Origin of the sequence: Marinobacter sp. bablab_jr008, assembly GCF_016464145.1 — a bacterium.
In the GTDB taxonomy this organism is placed as follows: domain Bacteria; phylum Pseudomonadota; class Gammaproteobacteria; order Pseudomonadales; family Oleiphilaceae; genus Marinobacter; species Marinobacter nauticus.
This window is the reverse complement of record NZ_JACDWW010000070.1, coordinates 1-15628: the sequence shown is the minus strand read 5'-3', so window position 1 is coordinate 15628 and position 15628 is coordinate 1. Positions and strand designations below refer to the sequence as shown.

The following is a 15628-nucleotide window of genomic DNA, read 5'->3' as shown; positions in this document are numbered from 1 at the left end:
CCCCTGTATCAAAAACGAGAGCGTATGGTTGCGGACAGGCGTCTACTCAAAGACACCACCAGAGAAAGGCAGGTCGAATACATAAAAACGTACCCGACGCCATTCTCCATCAAACCGGTTGCTCCTGAAGAAACGCAATCAAGCTGTTCTTGGCGCCCTTTTCAATAAAAGACCACGGCAGTTTCAGTGTCTTTTCTTTACCATCCGCCAGATAATCGATGGCAAGGTACTTCTTGTTCGACTGATCCAACCGCACAATATCTCGATAGCGGATCAAATGCAGCGAAGAGATCGGCGCCAGCTTCACTTCCATATAGTCATTGAAACAGGTCACCGCCGAGCGAGACGAATTCCAGATACCCACACCAATCACGACCAACACAAATCCCAGAGGGTACGCCGGCATTTGACGGATGGTCAGAATAGCCACCATCAAAAAAATGGCGACGCCAATACCACCATACAACTGGGCATTGACTGTGGATTTGGCAACTTTATAAGATTTTTGGACTTCCATGATTACTGCATCTCCTGAAAAAACACTTTACGGCGAGCGTCGTCCAACGCCTGCCGCGCTCCCAGCATTCCGATAACACCAATCGGAAAAAACACCACACACCCAGCGATGTACAGGCCACTACCAACCTTCAAGCTGGCGACATAACTCACCAGTATGCCGGCCGCGTTAAACAGCAGGCCCAGTATCATCACAGCCACCAGAATATCCGGATAGCCTTCGGACAGCAGTGTAAGAAACAGCAGCAGGTGGATGACGACTGATATCCATATCTTTGCATTACTCACTTCAAACTCCTTGTGATAACGATAAGCAACACTTATTGCTGCTCGTTAGCTCCTTGTAACTTGGTCGCTAAAACTCCTTGGCTCTTGACCTTGAACGCTTGTTTAAGCCGAGCCTTCGCTTCCTGGTTGGCCAAAATGTAGGGCAAGGGCCCCAAGGTAAGTAAAAACAGGACAGAATGAAGCACCTTCGCTGGAAATGGCAGTACAGGGAAACTTGACTTAACTCTCCTTTTGAGAAGCCATAATCCATCTTGCAATGGGTCACCCTGCTGATATGTCTTTCCCCAAGGGATAATATCCGAGCTGTTATTAATTTCACGGTTCATGAACATCGAAATAGTTTTCCATACACACAAACCATCAAACATATTGTTAACGCCAAATTCTGCTGTTAAATGGTTCGGATCAGTCAGCGAAACGAACTCGAGTTTACTGTCGGATACACTGAATATGGTCCCAACAAGATAACCAAATTGACTACTCACCCGCACCGCAATACTCGCCCACGAGGCTCCTTCCAGTCTGGGCACATGGGCTTTTATCGAATATATAAATGAGGCTTCTCGATCGACGAAAAGCATAGGTTCGAACCTGAACCTGAATCGTTCGCGTATAAGAAAACCCGAAACCAACACTCCCCAAAGAACTGGAAGCAAAGTAAGAAAAGTCTCAAAAAAACTTGAAGTGAAGAAATACCTGCTTTCAAATGCATCCATAACGAATGCTGCAACAAAAATCCCCAAAACAGTCGAAAATATACCCGCTACACCTATAACAAGCATATACGTATCAGCAGAGTTCCAATTACTGCACAGAACCATCGTGTCCCCCCTGATTGCGCGAACTAATCCTCCACCGTTAATAGGAGGGACGGTAAAAGTTGCACACGTTGCAGGTGCCTCATACCAAGTTTCAATCGCGTTCTGCCTGGCCTGCAAGCCAGGCACGCGCAACACGCTGGCACGTTCCTCCCGAAAGAGATCAAATTCATTACCGGAACCAACCAAAACAGCAATATTCTTATAGAAAACAATATCAAGGCTTTGTGGCTTGGTCTCAAGCAACCATCTACGAGCCATTCCTGGAACAAAAAATTCGAAACCATTCAGCTTGTTAACTACACTTGCCGCAGAGTTACTAAATCGCCAGTCCTTTTCTGCAATCTCAGGATTAGCAACCCGATAGACTTGATAACCAACATCCTCGCTATCAAAAGGCTCTTTACTTACTGCACCATTTATTGACTCCCGCCAAAGAACCCTGGCCAATGAACGGCGCTTTTCTTCGTTTATTCGACAAACCGGTTCGTTATTTGACTTGAATGCTTCAGCCGCGGAATTTTGATACCTCCGGTTCAGCCTCCAAACCAATTGCCGGTATATCGCTCGTGCTGCTCCGAAAAAAACAAATATGGGCACAAAGACAGCAAGCAATTTGTAGATAGCATTCATGGTAAAAATTCTTCAGCTAACTGAGGTTTGGACGTTGTACTGATTCAACTGCACATAAACTAGATCTATCCCAGCACAAGAACGAGCACCAACAGGAAAGCCATAATCCCAAGACAGATGCCAATCACCGCACCGGGATCATCCGGATCTTTTTCAGTTGCAGGCATAACCCTGGACTGATCCCACAGAAACGCCTTCAAATCGGAAATGAGTTGCGTGTTAGAGGTTCGAATACCTGTGTACCACTCGTCAGGGAACTCGATGGCCGTCTGCGGCACCACAATGGGCCCGCACATCGAGCCAAAATGAACGGCTCCATTCAACAGCAGACTGTCTCGGCGCAGTGTTCCCCTTGGCAGCTCTGCCGCTGACACTTGCAGGTCTTCCAGTGCTTCAACCACATAACCTTCGGGTAGCTCACCATGCACCAGCACAGGCAACGGTTGTTCGCCGCAAGGCATAGAAGCCAGTGCCGGGAACCGGGTATCGTCCAGGGGAGGATGAAAGATCCGGTCCAGATTATCCGGGCGAAAAGGCCTTAGCCCCGCAAACTGCCCGGGAATCAGCGACACTCGCGAACCAGGCTCTCGCCCCTTCCAGAATAACGTCCAGGCGATGGCCCGAACTATTTTCAAACGCAGAGATTCCGGAACTTCATGACGTCCGGGCGATTCTGGCAACCAGACCTCGTCCGAATAGTCCGTCACTGCCAAGCCATCGCCGCCCAGCCACAGGCACCACTCTGGGTGATCATCAAACACAATGCAGAATTTACGGCCCTCGACTCTATCCAGCTCGTCATCTCCGGGCTCTTCCAGTTCGGCGAAAACCTGACCTTTGCTAACGTCCAGATGAAGCCGGCGTGCATCGGGCATGATCTCATTGTTTATCGCCCGCTCAAGTTCACGAAATGAGTCCAGTAACGCCTCATCCAGCAATGATGGGTGAGGAACATAGGTGTCCTCAACAAGGTGATCCGCTTCCCTAACTGCATCCTTGGTTACAGCCTCAAAGTTATAGACCGGCGACGCCCAGGTGCCAAAGAGCATCGCCTCCTTGGCCCTTAACTGGCTGAGCTTGCGTGAAGAGAGGATTGAGCCTTCGTTCTCTGCGAACGCAAAAGATTTGCTGTCATCATAAACAAAGAACTCACGGGTCCGCTGAAGGCCGGCCCCACCCTCAATATCACTGACTTTCCAGATCTGGGCACTTACGTTAGCCGAGGTGCCGCTCTTATTCAGTGCAGGGGAGGCATAAACCTTCGCTTGATAAAGTCTCTCTTGCCCATCATCCAGCGTCACCAAGGCTTTCATCCCCAACAGTTCCATGAGTGAACTGTCCATGATGATCTTGGCATCAAACCAGTTCAGCCAGGCTCCCAGCATGTGGGCGTTTCTGGCCAACTCCCGTAACGGTACGGCCCTGACGAAAACATCGGCGTCTTCCCCCAAGACAAGGCGCTCCAGGAGGGCTTCTTGCACTTCATTTGCATCCGGGCTTGCCAAAAAACTGTGGTGATCATCAACACTGTACAGCATTGGTAATTCGAGCCCCGGGTGTTCTCTAATGAACACGGTGTGAAACAGCACGTCACCCCATTCCCGAATGAGCTTCAGGTGGTTACCACTATTGAGTGCTTCCATAAACTCAGTGGCGGCCGGCACAGGCACATCTTCCTTGATCATGATAGGCAACATCCTTTTCTTGCCTTGTTTACGATTTAGCTCTGGGCTCCATCCTGGGTGAGCAATCTGTCCTGCAAGTCACGGATCACTCTCAGCACCCGACTCATTTCCTGCTGGGTTTTCAGATCAAGATCCAGCTTGCCATCCATGGTTTTCACCAGCGGCACAATGGATTCTTCAAAGATCCGGGCGAAGGCCATCAGCGCGTCGCCCACCTGGGGCGGGCTGTCCAGGTTGACGGTGACAGCGGGATTCAGCTGTACCGATTGCAGGCCTTCGGTGAGGCCGGTTTCGAGGGAACGGGACAGCTGGCTCAGAGCTTTATCCAGATCGGGTTCCGGGTGTTTTCCGCTGTCCAGTCCGGCAACAAGCTGTTGCCCCAGTTGCTGCAAATGTTCCGAGATCAGGCCCAGCTGGCGAACCACTTTCACCCCGGTTTCCTCGTCGCCACCGGCTTGCTGACGGCGGCGGTATTCCTCACAGATGGTCTGCCAGCGTGCCGCTTCTTCGTCATTCATGGTGCCGCGCATCTGCTTGAGCTTGAGCAGGTTTTCTTCGGCGCCGTAGGTCAGCAGCTGAGCCTCGCCCTGGTAGTGGTCATCAATCAGGGCTTCCAGCTCTTGGTCACTCATCACCGGCGACAGCTTCTCCGCCAGTTTGTTCATGTTCCGGTAGCTGCCCTGCAGCTTGAAGGTGGGCTCGGTACGGTATGCTTCTGCCTGGGCGCTGGAGGCAATGTAAGCCTGATTGACCCGCAACACGGTTTCCCGCACCCGGATCATTTTCTTCAGCAGGGCAACGATTTCATCGCGCTCGGCGGCACTGTAGTCGTGTTCAAAGTCCGAATCCGCCACCGTTTTGCCTTCGGCCAGATCGGCGAACCGGTAAAAGTCCGCCATGCCCCGGGTGGCCAGCGGTGCCAGCACCCGGTTGGAGCTCAGGCTGTTCTCGATGTAGGACAGCGCAAAGGCATGCTCCATGCCGGAGAGCACGTCACCCAGGTTGTAGATGTCGGCCCGGTTGGCGAGCATGTCGGGGACCTTGAAGACTTCGCCGCTCTCGGTGTAGGGGTTACCCGCCATCACCACACAGAAACGTTTGCCACGCATGTCGTAGGTGCGGGTCTTGCCGCGCCACACCCCTTCAATGCGGCGCGTGCCGTCACACAGGGAGATAAACTTCTGCAGGAACTCGGGGTGAGTGTGCTGGATATCGTCCAGATACAACATCACGTTGTTACCCATTTCCAACGCCAGGTTAAGCTTGATCAGCTCTGCTTCGGCGGTGGAATGCGGTGCCTTTTCGGGATCCAGCGACATCACGTCGTGGCCCAAGCTCGGGCAGTTGATCTTCATGAAGATCAGACCCAGGCGGTTGGCCACGTATTCCATCAGCGTGGTTTTACCGTAGCCCGGCGGCGAGATCATCATCAGCAGCCCGGACTGGTCGGTGCGGCGGTCTTCACCCGCCGTGCCCATCTGCTTGGCCAGGTTATCGCCAATGATCGGCAGGTAACTCTCGCTGATCAGCTTGTTACGCACGAACGACGACAGCGGGCGGGGCCGGAACTCGTCCAGCCGTAACTGGCCACGCCATTTCTCCAGTACCTGCTGCCGCACCTCCTGCAACTGCTGCCAACCAGGAATGATCTCCTGCTGGTGATATCGCAGACGCTCGTCAAATTCATCCAGTTGCAGGCTGAGCGTGCGCTCTTCAATGCGAGGGTGTTGGCCCAGCAGACCCTCAATCTGGAACGCCAGTTCCACACTGCGGACCGAGGTTTTCACCGTTTCGCCCACGTTCAGCACGACCACGGCCTCCGGAAGATAGTGCAGCAGATGCTGCTGATCCGTCTTGGCCATCCAGGCTTTCAACCAGTGGCTGGTGATGCTCCAGCGAGCAGCCGGCTGATCGGCCACGACCTCCAGTGCCTGCTGATACTGGGCAAACTGGTTATCCCGTTTCAGTGCCTCGACAAAGCCAGTCGCCAGATCCCCGGCATAGCGAGTGATATCGAAGCCTTCGGATTCTTCCGCCAGCTGCCGCACCAGGTACTGGGCTGCGGAATGCACCAGGCTGCGGCCATCGCTGCCCGGCCCGGCCAGGCTCAATTGCTGTTCTTCCACAAAGTTTGCGAGCTGCGGTTCCAGTTCCTGTTGCAGGGATTCCAGCAGCTCATCGGACTGCATCATGCGGCTGAGGATGCCGGCAGACAGGCACCGGGAACGCAGTTGCTGGCCCGCGCTCTGTTGCTGGCTCAACCCTGCCCAGAACAGCATGGCCAGTGCCCGCGCCCTGGGGCTGAAACGGAGCAACCCGGCGTTCTGAATCGCCGGCCACAGCGTACTGACTATCAGCGCTGCGTCGTGATCATGGATGCCTTTTTCGTAGCCCTCCCGGTATCGGGGCGAAGCGAACTTGCGGATGTAACCGGTCAGTTCATCCAGATCCGCGACGTTAACCGGCAGGTCTCCGGCCTTGCGGAACTCATCGATTACCAGTGCCGACAGATACTCCGCCCGGTACACCCGGTCGGATTCCGAAGGCTGGCTCATGTTCCAGTAGCCCCGGAGGCGGTCCAGCTCGGGCTCCTCCAGGCGCTCGTAATACTGGGTTCCGGTCAGGTGCAGCAGGACATGATCGTCCCGGGGAATCAGAGTCAGATCCAGCTCCCGCTGGTTAACGCTGAACTTGTGCTTGCCCAGACGGATAACGGCACCGCCATCCTCAAAGATATCGGCCTTGTCCCGAACGCTGCGCAGGGCCGTGTCCTGAGCCGCTTTAAGCTGGCCCAGGCAATCATCCGCCTCCATGGCGGCACCCAGCTCCCGCAACTCACCGGCCATACTGCGCAACCGGCTAACCATGGCATCAGAGGCGAAGAAGGCATGCAGCTCTTCAGGGCTGCTGAAACGTTCGGTACGGCGGCCCAGGTTCTTGAGAATACGGGCAGCGGCATCGGTGAGCGTGGTTACCCGGCGCTGTTGCTGATCCTGGAGCTGCTGGCGCCGTGCCTCGATGCTCTCATGGGCGTTCTCACGCTGCTCCAGAATAGCCGCCAGGAACTCGTCATATTCGCCAAACTGGCTTTCCAGCTCCTGCAGCTGATCCAGCATACGGGTCATCAGACCATCGCATTCGCGCACATCCGACAGCGCGCTGACGCCGTTCGCCAGGCTCTGCTCAAACAGCCGGATACGAGCCGCAAACTGGGCCCGGGCTTCCGCACTGCCCTGCTCTTTCAGCCGGATTTCCGCTTCGGAACGCTGCTGGTTGATGGTGGCGTAGATGCCGGAGATATTATCGGTGATCGCCGTTTCCAGCGCGGCATCGTCACCGCCCATCGACGCCAGCATGCCCTGGATCATGTCCAGGCCTTCGGTCAGTTCCCGATAGCGATCGACAATCTTCTTCAGGGCATCCCGGCTGTCGGCCTCGGCCAGCGCAGTCTGCAACTCGGTCAGGGTCTGGCGGTAGCCATCCAGCGCCTCCGGCGACGCCAGGAAACGGAAGGTGCGCTCGGTCAGCCGGCCCTCGGCCTCGGCCAGCTCCTCTTCAAGACTGTCGATACGGGCTTTGTCGGCATAGCGCCGATCATTGAGAGTTCGCACCCGGCCGCGATGATCGCGCAAACGTGCCAGGTAACTGACAAACTGATCCGGTGCTTTCCAGCTATCCGGTTTCAGGTCCCGCATCAACGCGCCCTGGTCCTGAGCGACCTCGGTAATGGCAGCTTCGGTCTGGGCGCGAATACTCTGGACTTTCTCATACTCATCCAGCACCAGCTCTGCGGTGCCTCGGATGGTGCTGAGCTGTTGATTTAACCCGGCAAACAAGGCTTCTTCCTGGCGCGCTGACAGCCAGAAAAACTGGTCCAGAATACGGTCCACGGTGCGAATCAGGTTGGTGAAATGCCGCTCACTGGCGCTGGCGCCCTCCACCAGGGTAACCACCGTATTCAGCTCGGCAATTCCCCGCACCAGCTCGGGATTGCCAATGCGCGCCAGCTCGGAATCGTTGGCGACGTTCGCCGCAGCGTGGAAACTTTCAGAAGTGAACGGCGTTTCCCACACCTGCAACGGGTGCACCAGCGTAGGTTCCTTGTCGGCATTGAAAATCACCAGATGCCCGTTTTCGAACAGGGCGTAGCCGTGGCCAATCAGGGGCACATCCGCCTGTTTGCGAATCAGGTTGTAGCGGAACAGGATCACCTGACCAGTGCGCTGTTCGAAGAAGACATACAGCATGTCTTCACCGTTGGGGGCCCGCAAGGTACGCTTTAGCCGGAAATCCCCGTCAGGAATCTGGAAGGTTTTCAGCTCGCCTGTACTCAGGTAGTAACCCGACGGAAAAATCAGGCCGTGATTGTCCGGCAACGACGCGACGGAACCGGCCATGGCGTCAACGCGCTCGATCTTGCGCTCGGTGCGATTGAACAGGTAATAGCGCCAGTGTTCTTCGTTAAACGGCAGAATCCGTACCAGCAGAATCTCGCCCAGATCGGCAAAATCGAAGCTGGCGTCGTCCAGTGACTGGGAATCGGACTCCACCGGGTCCGAGTAGATGCCTTCGCCGGTGGAGGTGTTGTTCTCCACCTTGAAAGTAATGTTGCCCCGCAGGTTATCCACAAACAGGGTGTCGGCGATGTTCAGGTGCGGAGAGCGGCCCTGAACCTGGCTGTCGCGGCCCACGGTTTTCCAGGGAAAACTGAAACGTTCCGGGAAAGACAGATCGCGCTCGCCGCGATTATCAATGTAGCGGCTGACCTCACCATCGGGCTTCAGCTCCCAGCGAAACACCCGAAGATCATCGAGTTTGTCACCGATGCGAAACGCCATCAGCAACATGCCTTTGAGAATCACCAGTTGCGACAGCGTGGCGGTGTTGTAGTACTGCTGGAGTTCCCGGAAGTCGGTGGCGAAGCGTTCATCCTTGAGAAACGAGCCCTCAATGGCCGCTTCGGTCATCTCGAAGCCGCTGTCGCCGTCGTTCAGGTGGTACAGCCGGAACACGTCCTCAATCACCAGCGTCTTGCGCAAGCCCAGCTGTAGATTGAAACCGAACAACAGCTTGTCGCCCAGACGCACCACATCCCGGGCGATGGCGTTGTTTTCGGTTCGCACCCGGGCCCGGCCCAGCACGTTCATGCCGGCACTGCCAAAGATCTCTTCGCGGGCCTGGTTCAGCCCGGACACCTGCTCACGCAGTTGCCCGCCATGCTCTTTCAGCCTGCGCTTGATGGTTTCAAAGGCTGAACCTTCCTGAACAATGCTTTCGAGCTCGGTGCGATCCGTCGACATACCAAATCATCCTGAACCAAAGAGGGGAATGCGGTTAGGGGAAAGCACTCCCGGCACCTTGGATCCGGTACCGGGAGCCATCGGCCTTATCAGGCCGTCTCGGAACTGCGGTTAGGCTTTTCACCTGCCACCCGGCCGGCAATGTTCGAGAGCGCCGCCTGCAGCGAGGGGGACTTGTCCAGCACGCCCTGAACACTCTTGCCGTAGCCAAGGCCCTGGGCAAACTTCTCGAAAATGCCGCCGTCGCCGCCGATCATTTCGAACTTGGCGTCTTTCAGGGCAGCAGCCATAACCCGGCCATTTTCCAGCATGCCGGCCTTCTGGGCGTCGATCTGGGCCATCACTTCCTTCTCATGAACTTCCAGGTTCATGCGGAACTCTTCAAAGTGACGGGATTCCTCAGACATGCCATCGTAGGCCTTGAGTTTCTCAACCAGACCAGCCGCTTCGGCCTTGGCCATGGCTTCGCGGGCTTCGGCTTTGGCGTGGCCCATGCGCTGCTCACCTTCGGCTTCGGCCAGAACCATAGCCTTACGGGCATCGGCCTTGGCAACACCCAGTTTCTCTTCACCCATGGCTTCGGTTTCCAGACGCTGCTCAAGCACCCGAACCTCGGCCATGCCGGCTTCTTCATCGGCCTTGGCGGTAACCGATTTGACCTCGGCGCGGGCCAGACCATCAGCCCGGATAGCAGACGCCTGAGCTTCCTTGACCTGCGCTTCGGCAAGGCCATCGGCAGCCGCCATGGCCTGGCGACCACGGGCCAGTTTCTCATCAGCCACCGATTTCTTCTCGGCCGCGTCCATTTCCGCCTGGGCGGTAACCCGAACCTGCTCGGCTTCCAGCTTGGAGCGCTCAAATGCCGCTTCCGCCGCTTTCACATCTTTCAGCTTCAGCTCCTCGGCTTCGGCTTCGGCCGCCACCACTTTCTTCACCTTCAGGCGGTCGGCTTCAGAACGGTTGCGAACATCCTTGATGTTCTCTTCCTCTTCCGCCACGTTGCGCTCAACGGCAATACGCTGGCTGGTGATATCGGCAATTTCCTTGCGTTCTTCTTCCAGCGCCTTTTCCATGCCAATGCGCTCGATTTCCACCGCCCGCTCACGGTTAACATCCTCGAGCTCCCGGGCCTGGCGAATACGCACTTCTTCAATCTGCACCGCACGCTCTCGGGCTTTCATGGCCATTTCGATCTGGCGTTGCTTGTTTTCGTCCGCAATCGCCAGCTCTTCATCCGTCTTGATGCGAGCGGCTTCGGCACGGGCCCGCTCCTGCTCACGCACCTGCTCGGTTTCCGAGGTTTCCCGGGCCTGCAGGGTTTCAATTTCGCGGCGCTGGCGCGCTTCGGCTTCGGCCTGGCTGCGTTCCAGTTCCAGCGAGGCTTCCCGGGCCGAGACGTTCTTACGCTGGATTTCCAGCTCCTGGTCCCGCTCCAGACGGTTGGTTTCCACATTGTGGAGGGCGGTGATTTCGGTAATCCGCTTGATGCCCTCGGAATCCAGGATGTTGTTCGGGTCCAGCGAGGTCTTCGGCGTTTGCTCCAGGTAGTCGATGGCCACGTCTTCCAGCACGTAACCGTTCAGGTCTTCACCGATGGTCTCGACGATGGAATCGCGGAAGCGCTGACGCTCCTCAAACAGCTGCATGAACTCGAGTTTCTTACCAACGGTCTTCAGCGCTTCACTGAACTTGGCATTGAACAGCTCGTTCACGGCATCGCGGTCTGAGGCACGGCCCACACCCACCGATTTCGCCACCCGCAGCACGTCTTCCTGGGTTTCATTCACCCGCAGATAGAAGGCAACGGTAATGTCAGCCCGCAGGTTGTCCTTACAGATCAGCCCTTCCTTGCCGGTACGGTTAAGCTCCAGGGTAATGACCGAGATTTTCATGGTCTCGGCGCGGTGGATAACCGGCAGCACCATGGCCCCGGTGAAATACACCTTGGGTGTGGGCGACAGGTCGTTCACGATCAGGGCCTGGCCCTGGTCCACCTTGCGGTAAAACGCCTTGAACAGGGCCAGTATGCCCAGTATCAGCAGAACCAGGACCCCGACGGTCATGATTGCTGGCATCATCCAAGATAAGTCCATTTAGTCATTCTCCTGCGCTGATTGAAGGAAGTAGGTGCGGGGATTAACCGGCCGATTCGCCGGCAAGGAATTCAGCTTCCGGAACCACCCACCAGGCGTTCTTGTCCGGAATATGCTCGATCAGCACCGCGCGCTCGCGATGCGCCAAAGGCGTATGACTACGAACCTGCAGTACCAGGTGGGCACCATCCAGGATCGCTTCAGCCCGGCCTTTGGTTTCCGTAACCGTTGCTGAGGTCACGACACAGGCGGTACCGATAATACGTTTCTGAAGCGGGGGTAAATACGCCCGCCGGAACAGTGGCCGCAGTGGGCGGATAACAACCGCGGTCACCAGAACACTCATCACCAGAGCGCCGGCGATGATCGCCAGCCCGAACAGTGCATGCAGGAAACCATCAGGCACCAGTGCACCGAGCAACAGCTCCGCAAAATAGCTCGCCAACCAGGCAATCAGGAACAACAGAGTAAGCACGAGTGGCAGCGGGACACCCTGGAGCCCCAGGGTCACCATCAGGCCGGAGAAGTCGCCGGAGGCATCAATATCGCCATCGGCTTCGATATCGCCCAGACCCACAAGGGAAATCAGCCAGTAAACGATGGCCACGCACAGCAATACGGAAAAAATGACCGTGGGGAAGGAGAAGGCAATTGCAAAGAATGTATCCATACGCGACCAGACATCCGTTCTGGTAAATCCACTGGGCGACAGTCCGTGTCAGACTGACGAGTTGTTTATAACGTAAACAAACTATTTCTTGCAAATGTTTAATTGCGAGGTATAGACTCGGATTATTGACATAAAATGTCAAGCGACAGGACAAGGTTCGTCCGGATCGGCCGAACCGATTCAACGCCACAGGAAGGAGCTATTCGTGGATACCCAATCTCTCACCCTGGCCCTGGGTGACGCCACCCATGCTGGCCGAACCTTCGATGTCATGCCCATTGCCGGCGAAGAACCGGTGCTGCAGGTGATCGTGTCCGGCGCCGAAGAAACACCGGTGTATATTACCGTAACCGACACCCAGATTCTGTGCCTTGCGTACCTTTTCGACGAACAGGAACTGGCCCCGGAACGTCTGAACGAGCTGCATGAAAACATGTTGCGCATCAGTGTTCCCATGCCCTTAAGCTCTCTTGGCAAAACCGGCCAGCACTATGTGGTCTATGGCGCACTGAGCCCCGCCTCCGGCATCAGCGAAATCATGCAGGAACTGGTAACCCTCGCCGAGAATGCCATCGACCTGTTACAGACTTTTGAAGACTACCTGGCTTGAGTGAGGGCTGAGACATGAGAACCGTACTTAAAAAAATCCTGACCGCCATGCGCGGGGGTGTGAACGAACTGGGTGAAGCCGTTGTCGACGGCCAGGGCAACCGGATTCTGGAACAGGAACTGCGCGATTCCGAGCATGAGCTGAAACAGGCCAAGCAGGAGCTGGCGTCGCTGATGGCCGAAGCGGCCTCCCTGGCCCGACAGATCCGTACCGAGCAGGACAGCGCCACCAAGCGTGAAGACGATGCCCGCAAAGCCATCGCGGCTGGCCAGGAAGACCTGGCCCGGGAAGTGGCCGAGCGAATTGTTGGCCATGAGCGCCGCGCTTCGGAGCTGACCCAAACCCGGGAATTGCTGCAACAGCGCATTGTGGGCCTGAAAGAGCGAGTTCAGAAAGCCGAGAAACAGCTGGCCGACTACCGCCGGGAACTGCAAGTGGTGAAGACCAACGAGCGGGTGCTACGCACCACCGCGCAGATTGACACCAACATCAACAGCCAGCAGTCCTCCCTGAGCACCGCGAAAGAGACATTGGAACGGATTCGCGAGCGTCAGGCCCGGGAAGAAGACCGCCAGACCGCCAGCGCCACCCTGGAAAAAGAGCTGACCGGCGCAGATCTGGACGAAAAACTGAAAGCCGCCGGCATTGACGGCGAACAGGATGCCGTCAACGATGTGTTGGCACGCCTCAAGGGCGGCAACGCAAACCCGTAAACCCTGAGCGCCCCGAGTTCGGGGCGCTCACTCAAGCACCTCCAAGGCGCTCTCACAGGCAACCCCATGGCGAAGAAACAGGACTGGTCCCGAGAAGAACAGGCCGTTCAGGCGGTACAGATGGCCTTCGACCTGTCCAACGATATCCAGCGCGCGTTTCGCGTGTCGGCGGCTATGCAGGATATGACGACCGCCGACATGGTGCGCAAAGTGCTCCACCTGCCCTACCGTAAAGGCCGTGCCCGCCCGCGGCTGACGGTAACCCTCAAAGACGAGGATTTCGAACTGCTGGCACGCAAGTACGAACTGGATCCGCAGGATCGTGCCGCTATTCGCCAGCGCGTGGCGGAGGAGTTGCAGGGGTTTGCCAGGCAGTATCTGACTGCCTCGGATCAGTAATCGCCAGGCGCTTCAGAAACCGCTTTACCAGGAAAAGGACGTCATGCCCAGAAACCGCTATCGACAGTGCCCGGCCTGCAATACCGCAAGCCTGGACTCTTCCAGCCATCCCTCCATATTCGACTGCCGCCTGTGCCACGGGCTATGGTTTGAAGATGGCGCATTAAATCAGGCGATTGCCGAGCATCATGACGGCGTAGACCAGTACGATCACGAGCAGCACCTCGGCCCCGCGCTTCGCACCAGCGACCGGCTTTGCCGGCGGTGTCGCGTGCCCATGACCCACTACCAATTGCTGGCTCACTACACCACGGAAATTGACTGCTGCCCCGGCTGTGACGGCGTCTGGCTCGACAAACACGAAGTCGATCAGGTAATGCAATCGCCGCAACTGAAGCAGGCTCTTAAAGACCTGAACCAGAAGGTGAGCTGGAAATCCTGGCTGTTCCAGTTCCTGACCGCCATGCCGGTGGAATACAACGTTAAGCCCCACCGCACCCCCTGGGTTACCCGAACCCTGGTGTTCCTATGCGCCCTGGTGTTTGGCGTTGGCGCGCTGTCCCCTGAGGCAAATGAGTGGATCTTCGTAAACCTGGGACTGAACTCCGACACCCAGAGCCCGTCACACTTTGTGTTTCAGTTACTGAGCTATCAGTTTGTGCACGGTGGCCTGATGCACCTGGTCGGGAACATGTACTTTCTGTGGATCATCGGCGACAACCTGGAAGATGCGCTGGGGCATGGTGCCTTCCTGGCACTCTACCTGTTTGCCGGCATTATGGCGGCCCTTGCGGAACTGCTGTTGTTCGATGCAAGCCAGGGCCCCCTGCTGCTGGTCGGGGCCAGTGGCTCCATCGCTGCCCTGTTCGGTCTCTACCTGATGTGGTTCCGGCACGCCAGTCTTACCTTCATGATCATTGTTTACCAGAAGAAACTCGCACCTCACTGGTACTTCCTGATCTGGAGCCTGATAAACCTGTTCGGGATGTTCACCGCCCAGGGCGGCGTGGCGTGGGCCGCGCATCTGGGCGGCTTTGGTTTGGGGTTACTGCTTGGCTACCTGTTGCGGGATTATGTGCTGCGGAAAAATCCGCTGATTGCGATGCTGAATCAGCCGGAGGCTGCGATTAACCGGTAGCCTTGCCGGTTAATCGCAATAGGTACCTACTCGCCGCAGGTTTCTTTAACCTTGGCTCGGAAACGGTCCCGAATCTGCTGGTTTTCTTCCTCTGACACGTACTCCCGCTCACCCTTCTCATTGATATCGTAGAAGGTCGAAACACTCTCCAGGTGCTTGAGACGGGCCTGGAGATTCCGGCATAGCTCCTCCTGCTTTTCGGCCTGTTGCCGGGCTTTCGCTTCTTTGGCCTGACGCTCCTCCCGCTCCTGCTGTTGCTGTTCCAGGAACTCCGTCATTTTCTGCTGCCGGTCACGGGCTGTGGCATCAGCCTGGGCCGGCGCTGCATTGACGCGCACTTCCTTGGAACTGGCCTTCGCCGGGGGGCGATCGCCGAAATGGGTCTGACCGTTGGCATCTGTCCACTGGTAGACGGCAGCGTGAGAAAACGAACCAAGGGATAGCAGAAATAAAGAGATGAGAAGCCTGCGAGCCATAACTGAATTCCTTTTCGAATAATGCTTTGGACAACTTTCGAAGGAGTAGTCTACCCGATGATGGGTTTGGGAACTTTGACCGGGTAGTCACAAGAGCCGTCCTACCCTGGTTGGCCATGGAAGCCCCCGATTCACAAGTCAGGACGCATAACTCAGCTTTTCCGCCATCAGGTCTGGCCTGCGTGTGGTATCGATGATGGAGACATCGGTAAACATGTCGTCCACTTTCTGCTTGAAGGTTTTGTCATCCATATCCCGCCAGTAACGCGACGGACGGCCCGCCGCCTGG

General features: G+C 56.5%; 12 protein-coding genes. 4 read left to right on the top strand and 8 right to left on the bottom strand.

All coding sequences use genetic code 11. The annotated features are described in order from the left end of the window. Nucleotides 1-109: 109 nt before the first annotated feature. From JIF53_RS13280 to JIF53_RS13250, 7 genes are all read right to left on the bottom strand, one after another. Nucleotides 110-517 (bottom strand): hypothetical protein, encoded by a 408-nt coding sequence (locus tag JIF53_RS13280; protein WP_199452798.1) that lies wholly within the window; start codon nucleotides 515-517, stop codon nucleotides 110-112. 2 nt (nucleotides 518-519) lie between these two features. Beyond that, a complete protein-coding gene (locus JIF53_RS13275) occupies nucleotides 520-804 on the bottom strand; it encodes a hypothetical protein (RefSeq protein WP_199452796.1) in 285 nt (94 codons plus the stop codon). Between the two features lie 32 nt (nucleotides 805-836). Next, a complete protein-coding gene (locus JIF53_RS13270) occupies nucleotides 837-2255 on the bottom strand; it encodes a hypothetical protein (protein ID WP_199452794.1) in 1419 nt (472 codons plus the stop codon). A 65-nt stretch (nucleotides 2256-2320) separates the two neighbouring features. Next, nucleotides 2321-3940, bottom strand: a complete 1620-nt coding sequence (locus JIF53_RS13265; RefSeq protein WP_199452792.1) for a hypothetical protein — start codon at nucleotides 3938-3940, stop codon at nucleotides 2321-2323. Between the two features lie 35 nt (nucleotides 3941-3975). Next, nucleotides 3976-9240, bottom strand: a complete 5265-nt coding sequence (locus JIF53_RS13260; RefSeq protein ID WP_199452790.1) for a DNA repair ATPase — start codon at nucleotides 9238-9240, stop codon at nucleotides 3976-3978. Nucleotides 9241-9329: 89 nt separating this feature from the next. Next, a complete protein-coding gene (locus tag JIF53_RS13255) occupies nucleotides 9330-11333 on the bottom strand; it encodes a flotillin family protein (protein ID WP_014422948.1) in 2004 nt (667 codons plus the stop codon). 43 nt (nucleotides 11334-11376) lie between these two features. Next, nucleotides 11377-12003: a hypothetical protein gene (locus tag JIF53_RS13250; protein WP_199452788.1), complete on the bottom strand. Its 627-nt coding sequence runs from the start codon at nucleotides 12001-12003 to the stop codon at nucleotides 11377-11379. A 205-nt stretch (nucleotides 12004-12208) separates the two neighbouring features. Between JIF53_RS13250 and JIF53_RS13245 the strand changes: the two genes are divergently transcribed. The 4 genes from JIF53_RS13245 (at nucleotide 12209) to JIF53_RS13230 (ending at nucleotide 14863) form a co-directional block, all read left to right on the top strand. Next, nucleotides 12209-12613 (top strand): YjfI family protein, encoded by a 405-nt coding sequence (locus JIF53_RS13245; RefSeq protein WP_199452786.1) that lies wholly within the window; start codon nucleotides 12209-12211, stop codon nucleotides 12611-12613. 14 nt (nucleotides 12614-12627) lie between these two features. Further along, nucleotides 12628-13326 carry a PspA/IM30 family protein gene (locus tag JIF53_RS13240; protein WP_199452784.1) on the top strand — a complete coding sequence of 233 codons (699 nt, stop codon included), beginning with the start codon at nucleotides 12628-12630 and terminating at the stop codon, nucleotides 13324-13326. Between the two features lie 66 nt (nucleotides 13327-13392). Further along, nucleotides 13393-13725 carry a hypothetical protein gene (locus JIF53_RS13235; protein ID WP_011787111.1) on the top strand — a complete coding sequence of 111 codons (333 nt, stop codon included), beginning with the start codon at nucleotides 13393-13395 and terminating at the stop codon, nucleotides 13723-13725. 43 nt (nucleotides 13726-13768) lie between these two features. Next, a complete protein-coding gene (locus JIF53_RS13230) occupies nucleotides 13769-14863 on the top strand; it encodes a rhomboid family intramembrane serine protease (RefSeq protein WP_199452782.1) in 1095 nt (364 codons plus the stop codon). 26 nt (nucleotides 14864-14889) lie between these two features. Here JIF53_RS13230 and JIF53_RS13225 read toward each other — a convergent pair whose 3' ends face one another. Continuing rightward, nucleotides 14890-15339: a DUF4124 domain-containing protein gene (locus tag JIF53_RS13225; RefSeq protein WP_199452780.1), complete on the bottom strand. Its 450-nt coding sequence runs from the start codon at nucleotides 15337-15339 to the stop codon at nucleotides 14890-14892. Between the last annotated feature and the right edge of the window lie 289 nt (nucleotides 15340-15628).

Excerpts from the sequence above, each read along its gene's own strand:
- JIF53_RS13255 (WP_014422948.1), bottom strand. The coding sequence starts at position 11,333 with ATGGACTTATCTTGGATGATGCCAGCAATCATGACCGTCGGGGTCCTG.
- JIF53_RS13260 (WP_199452790.1), bottom strand. The coding sequence starts at position 9,240 with ATGTCGACGGATCGCACCGAGCTCGAAAGCATTGTTCAGGAAGGTTCA.
- JIF53_RS13280 (WP_199452798.1), bottom strand. The coding sequence starts at position 517 with ATGGAAGTCCAAAAATCTTATAAAGTTGCCAAATCCACAGTCAATGCC.
- JIF53_RS13265 (WP_199452792.1), bottom strand. The coding sequence starts at position 3,940 with ATGATCAAGGAAGATGTGCCTGTGCCGGCCGCCACTGAGTTTATGGAA.
- JIF53_RS13235 (WP_011787111.1), top strand. The coding sequence starts at position 13,393 with ATGGCGAAGAAACAGGACTGGTCCCGAGAAGAACAGGCCGTTCAGGCG.
- JIF53_RS13240 (WP_199452784.1), top strand. The coding sequence starts at position 12,628 with ATGAGAACCGTACTTAAAAAAATCCTGACCGCCATGCGCGGGGGTGTG.
- JIF53_RS13230 (WP_199452782.1), top strand. The coding sequence starts at position 13,769 with ATGCCCAGAAACCGCTATCGACAGTGCCCGGCCTGCAATACCGCAAGC.
- JIF53_RS13250 (WP_199452788.1), bottom strand. The coding sequence starts at position 12,003 with ATGGATACATTCTTTGCAATTGCCTTCTCCTTCCCCACGGTCATTTTT.
- JIF53_RS13270 (WP_199452794.1), bottom strand. The coding sequence starts at position 2,255 with ATGAATGCTATCTACAAATTGCTTGCTGTCTTTGTGCCCATATTTGTT.
- JIF53_RS13225 (WP_199452780.1), bottom strand. The coding sequence starts at position 15,339 with ATGGCTCGCAGGCTTCTCATCTCTTTATTTCTGCTATCCCTTGGTTCG.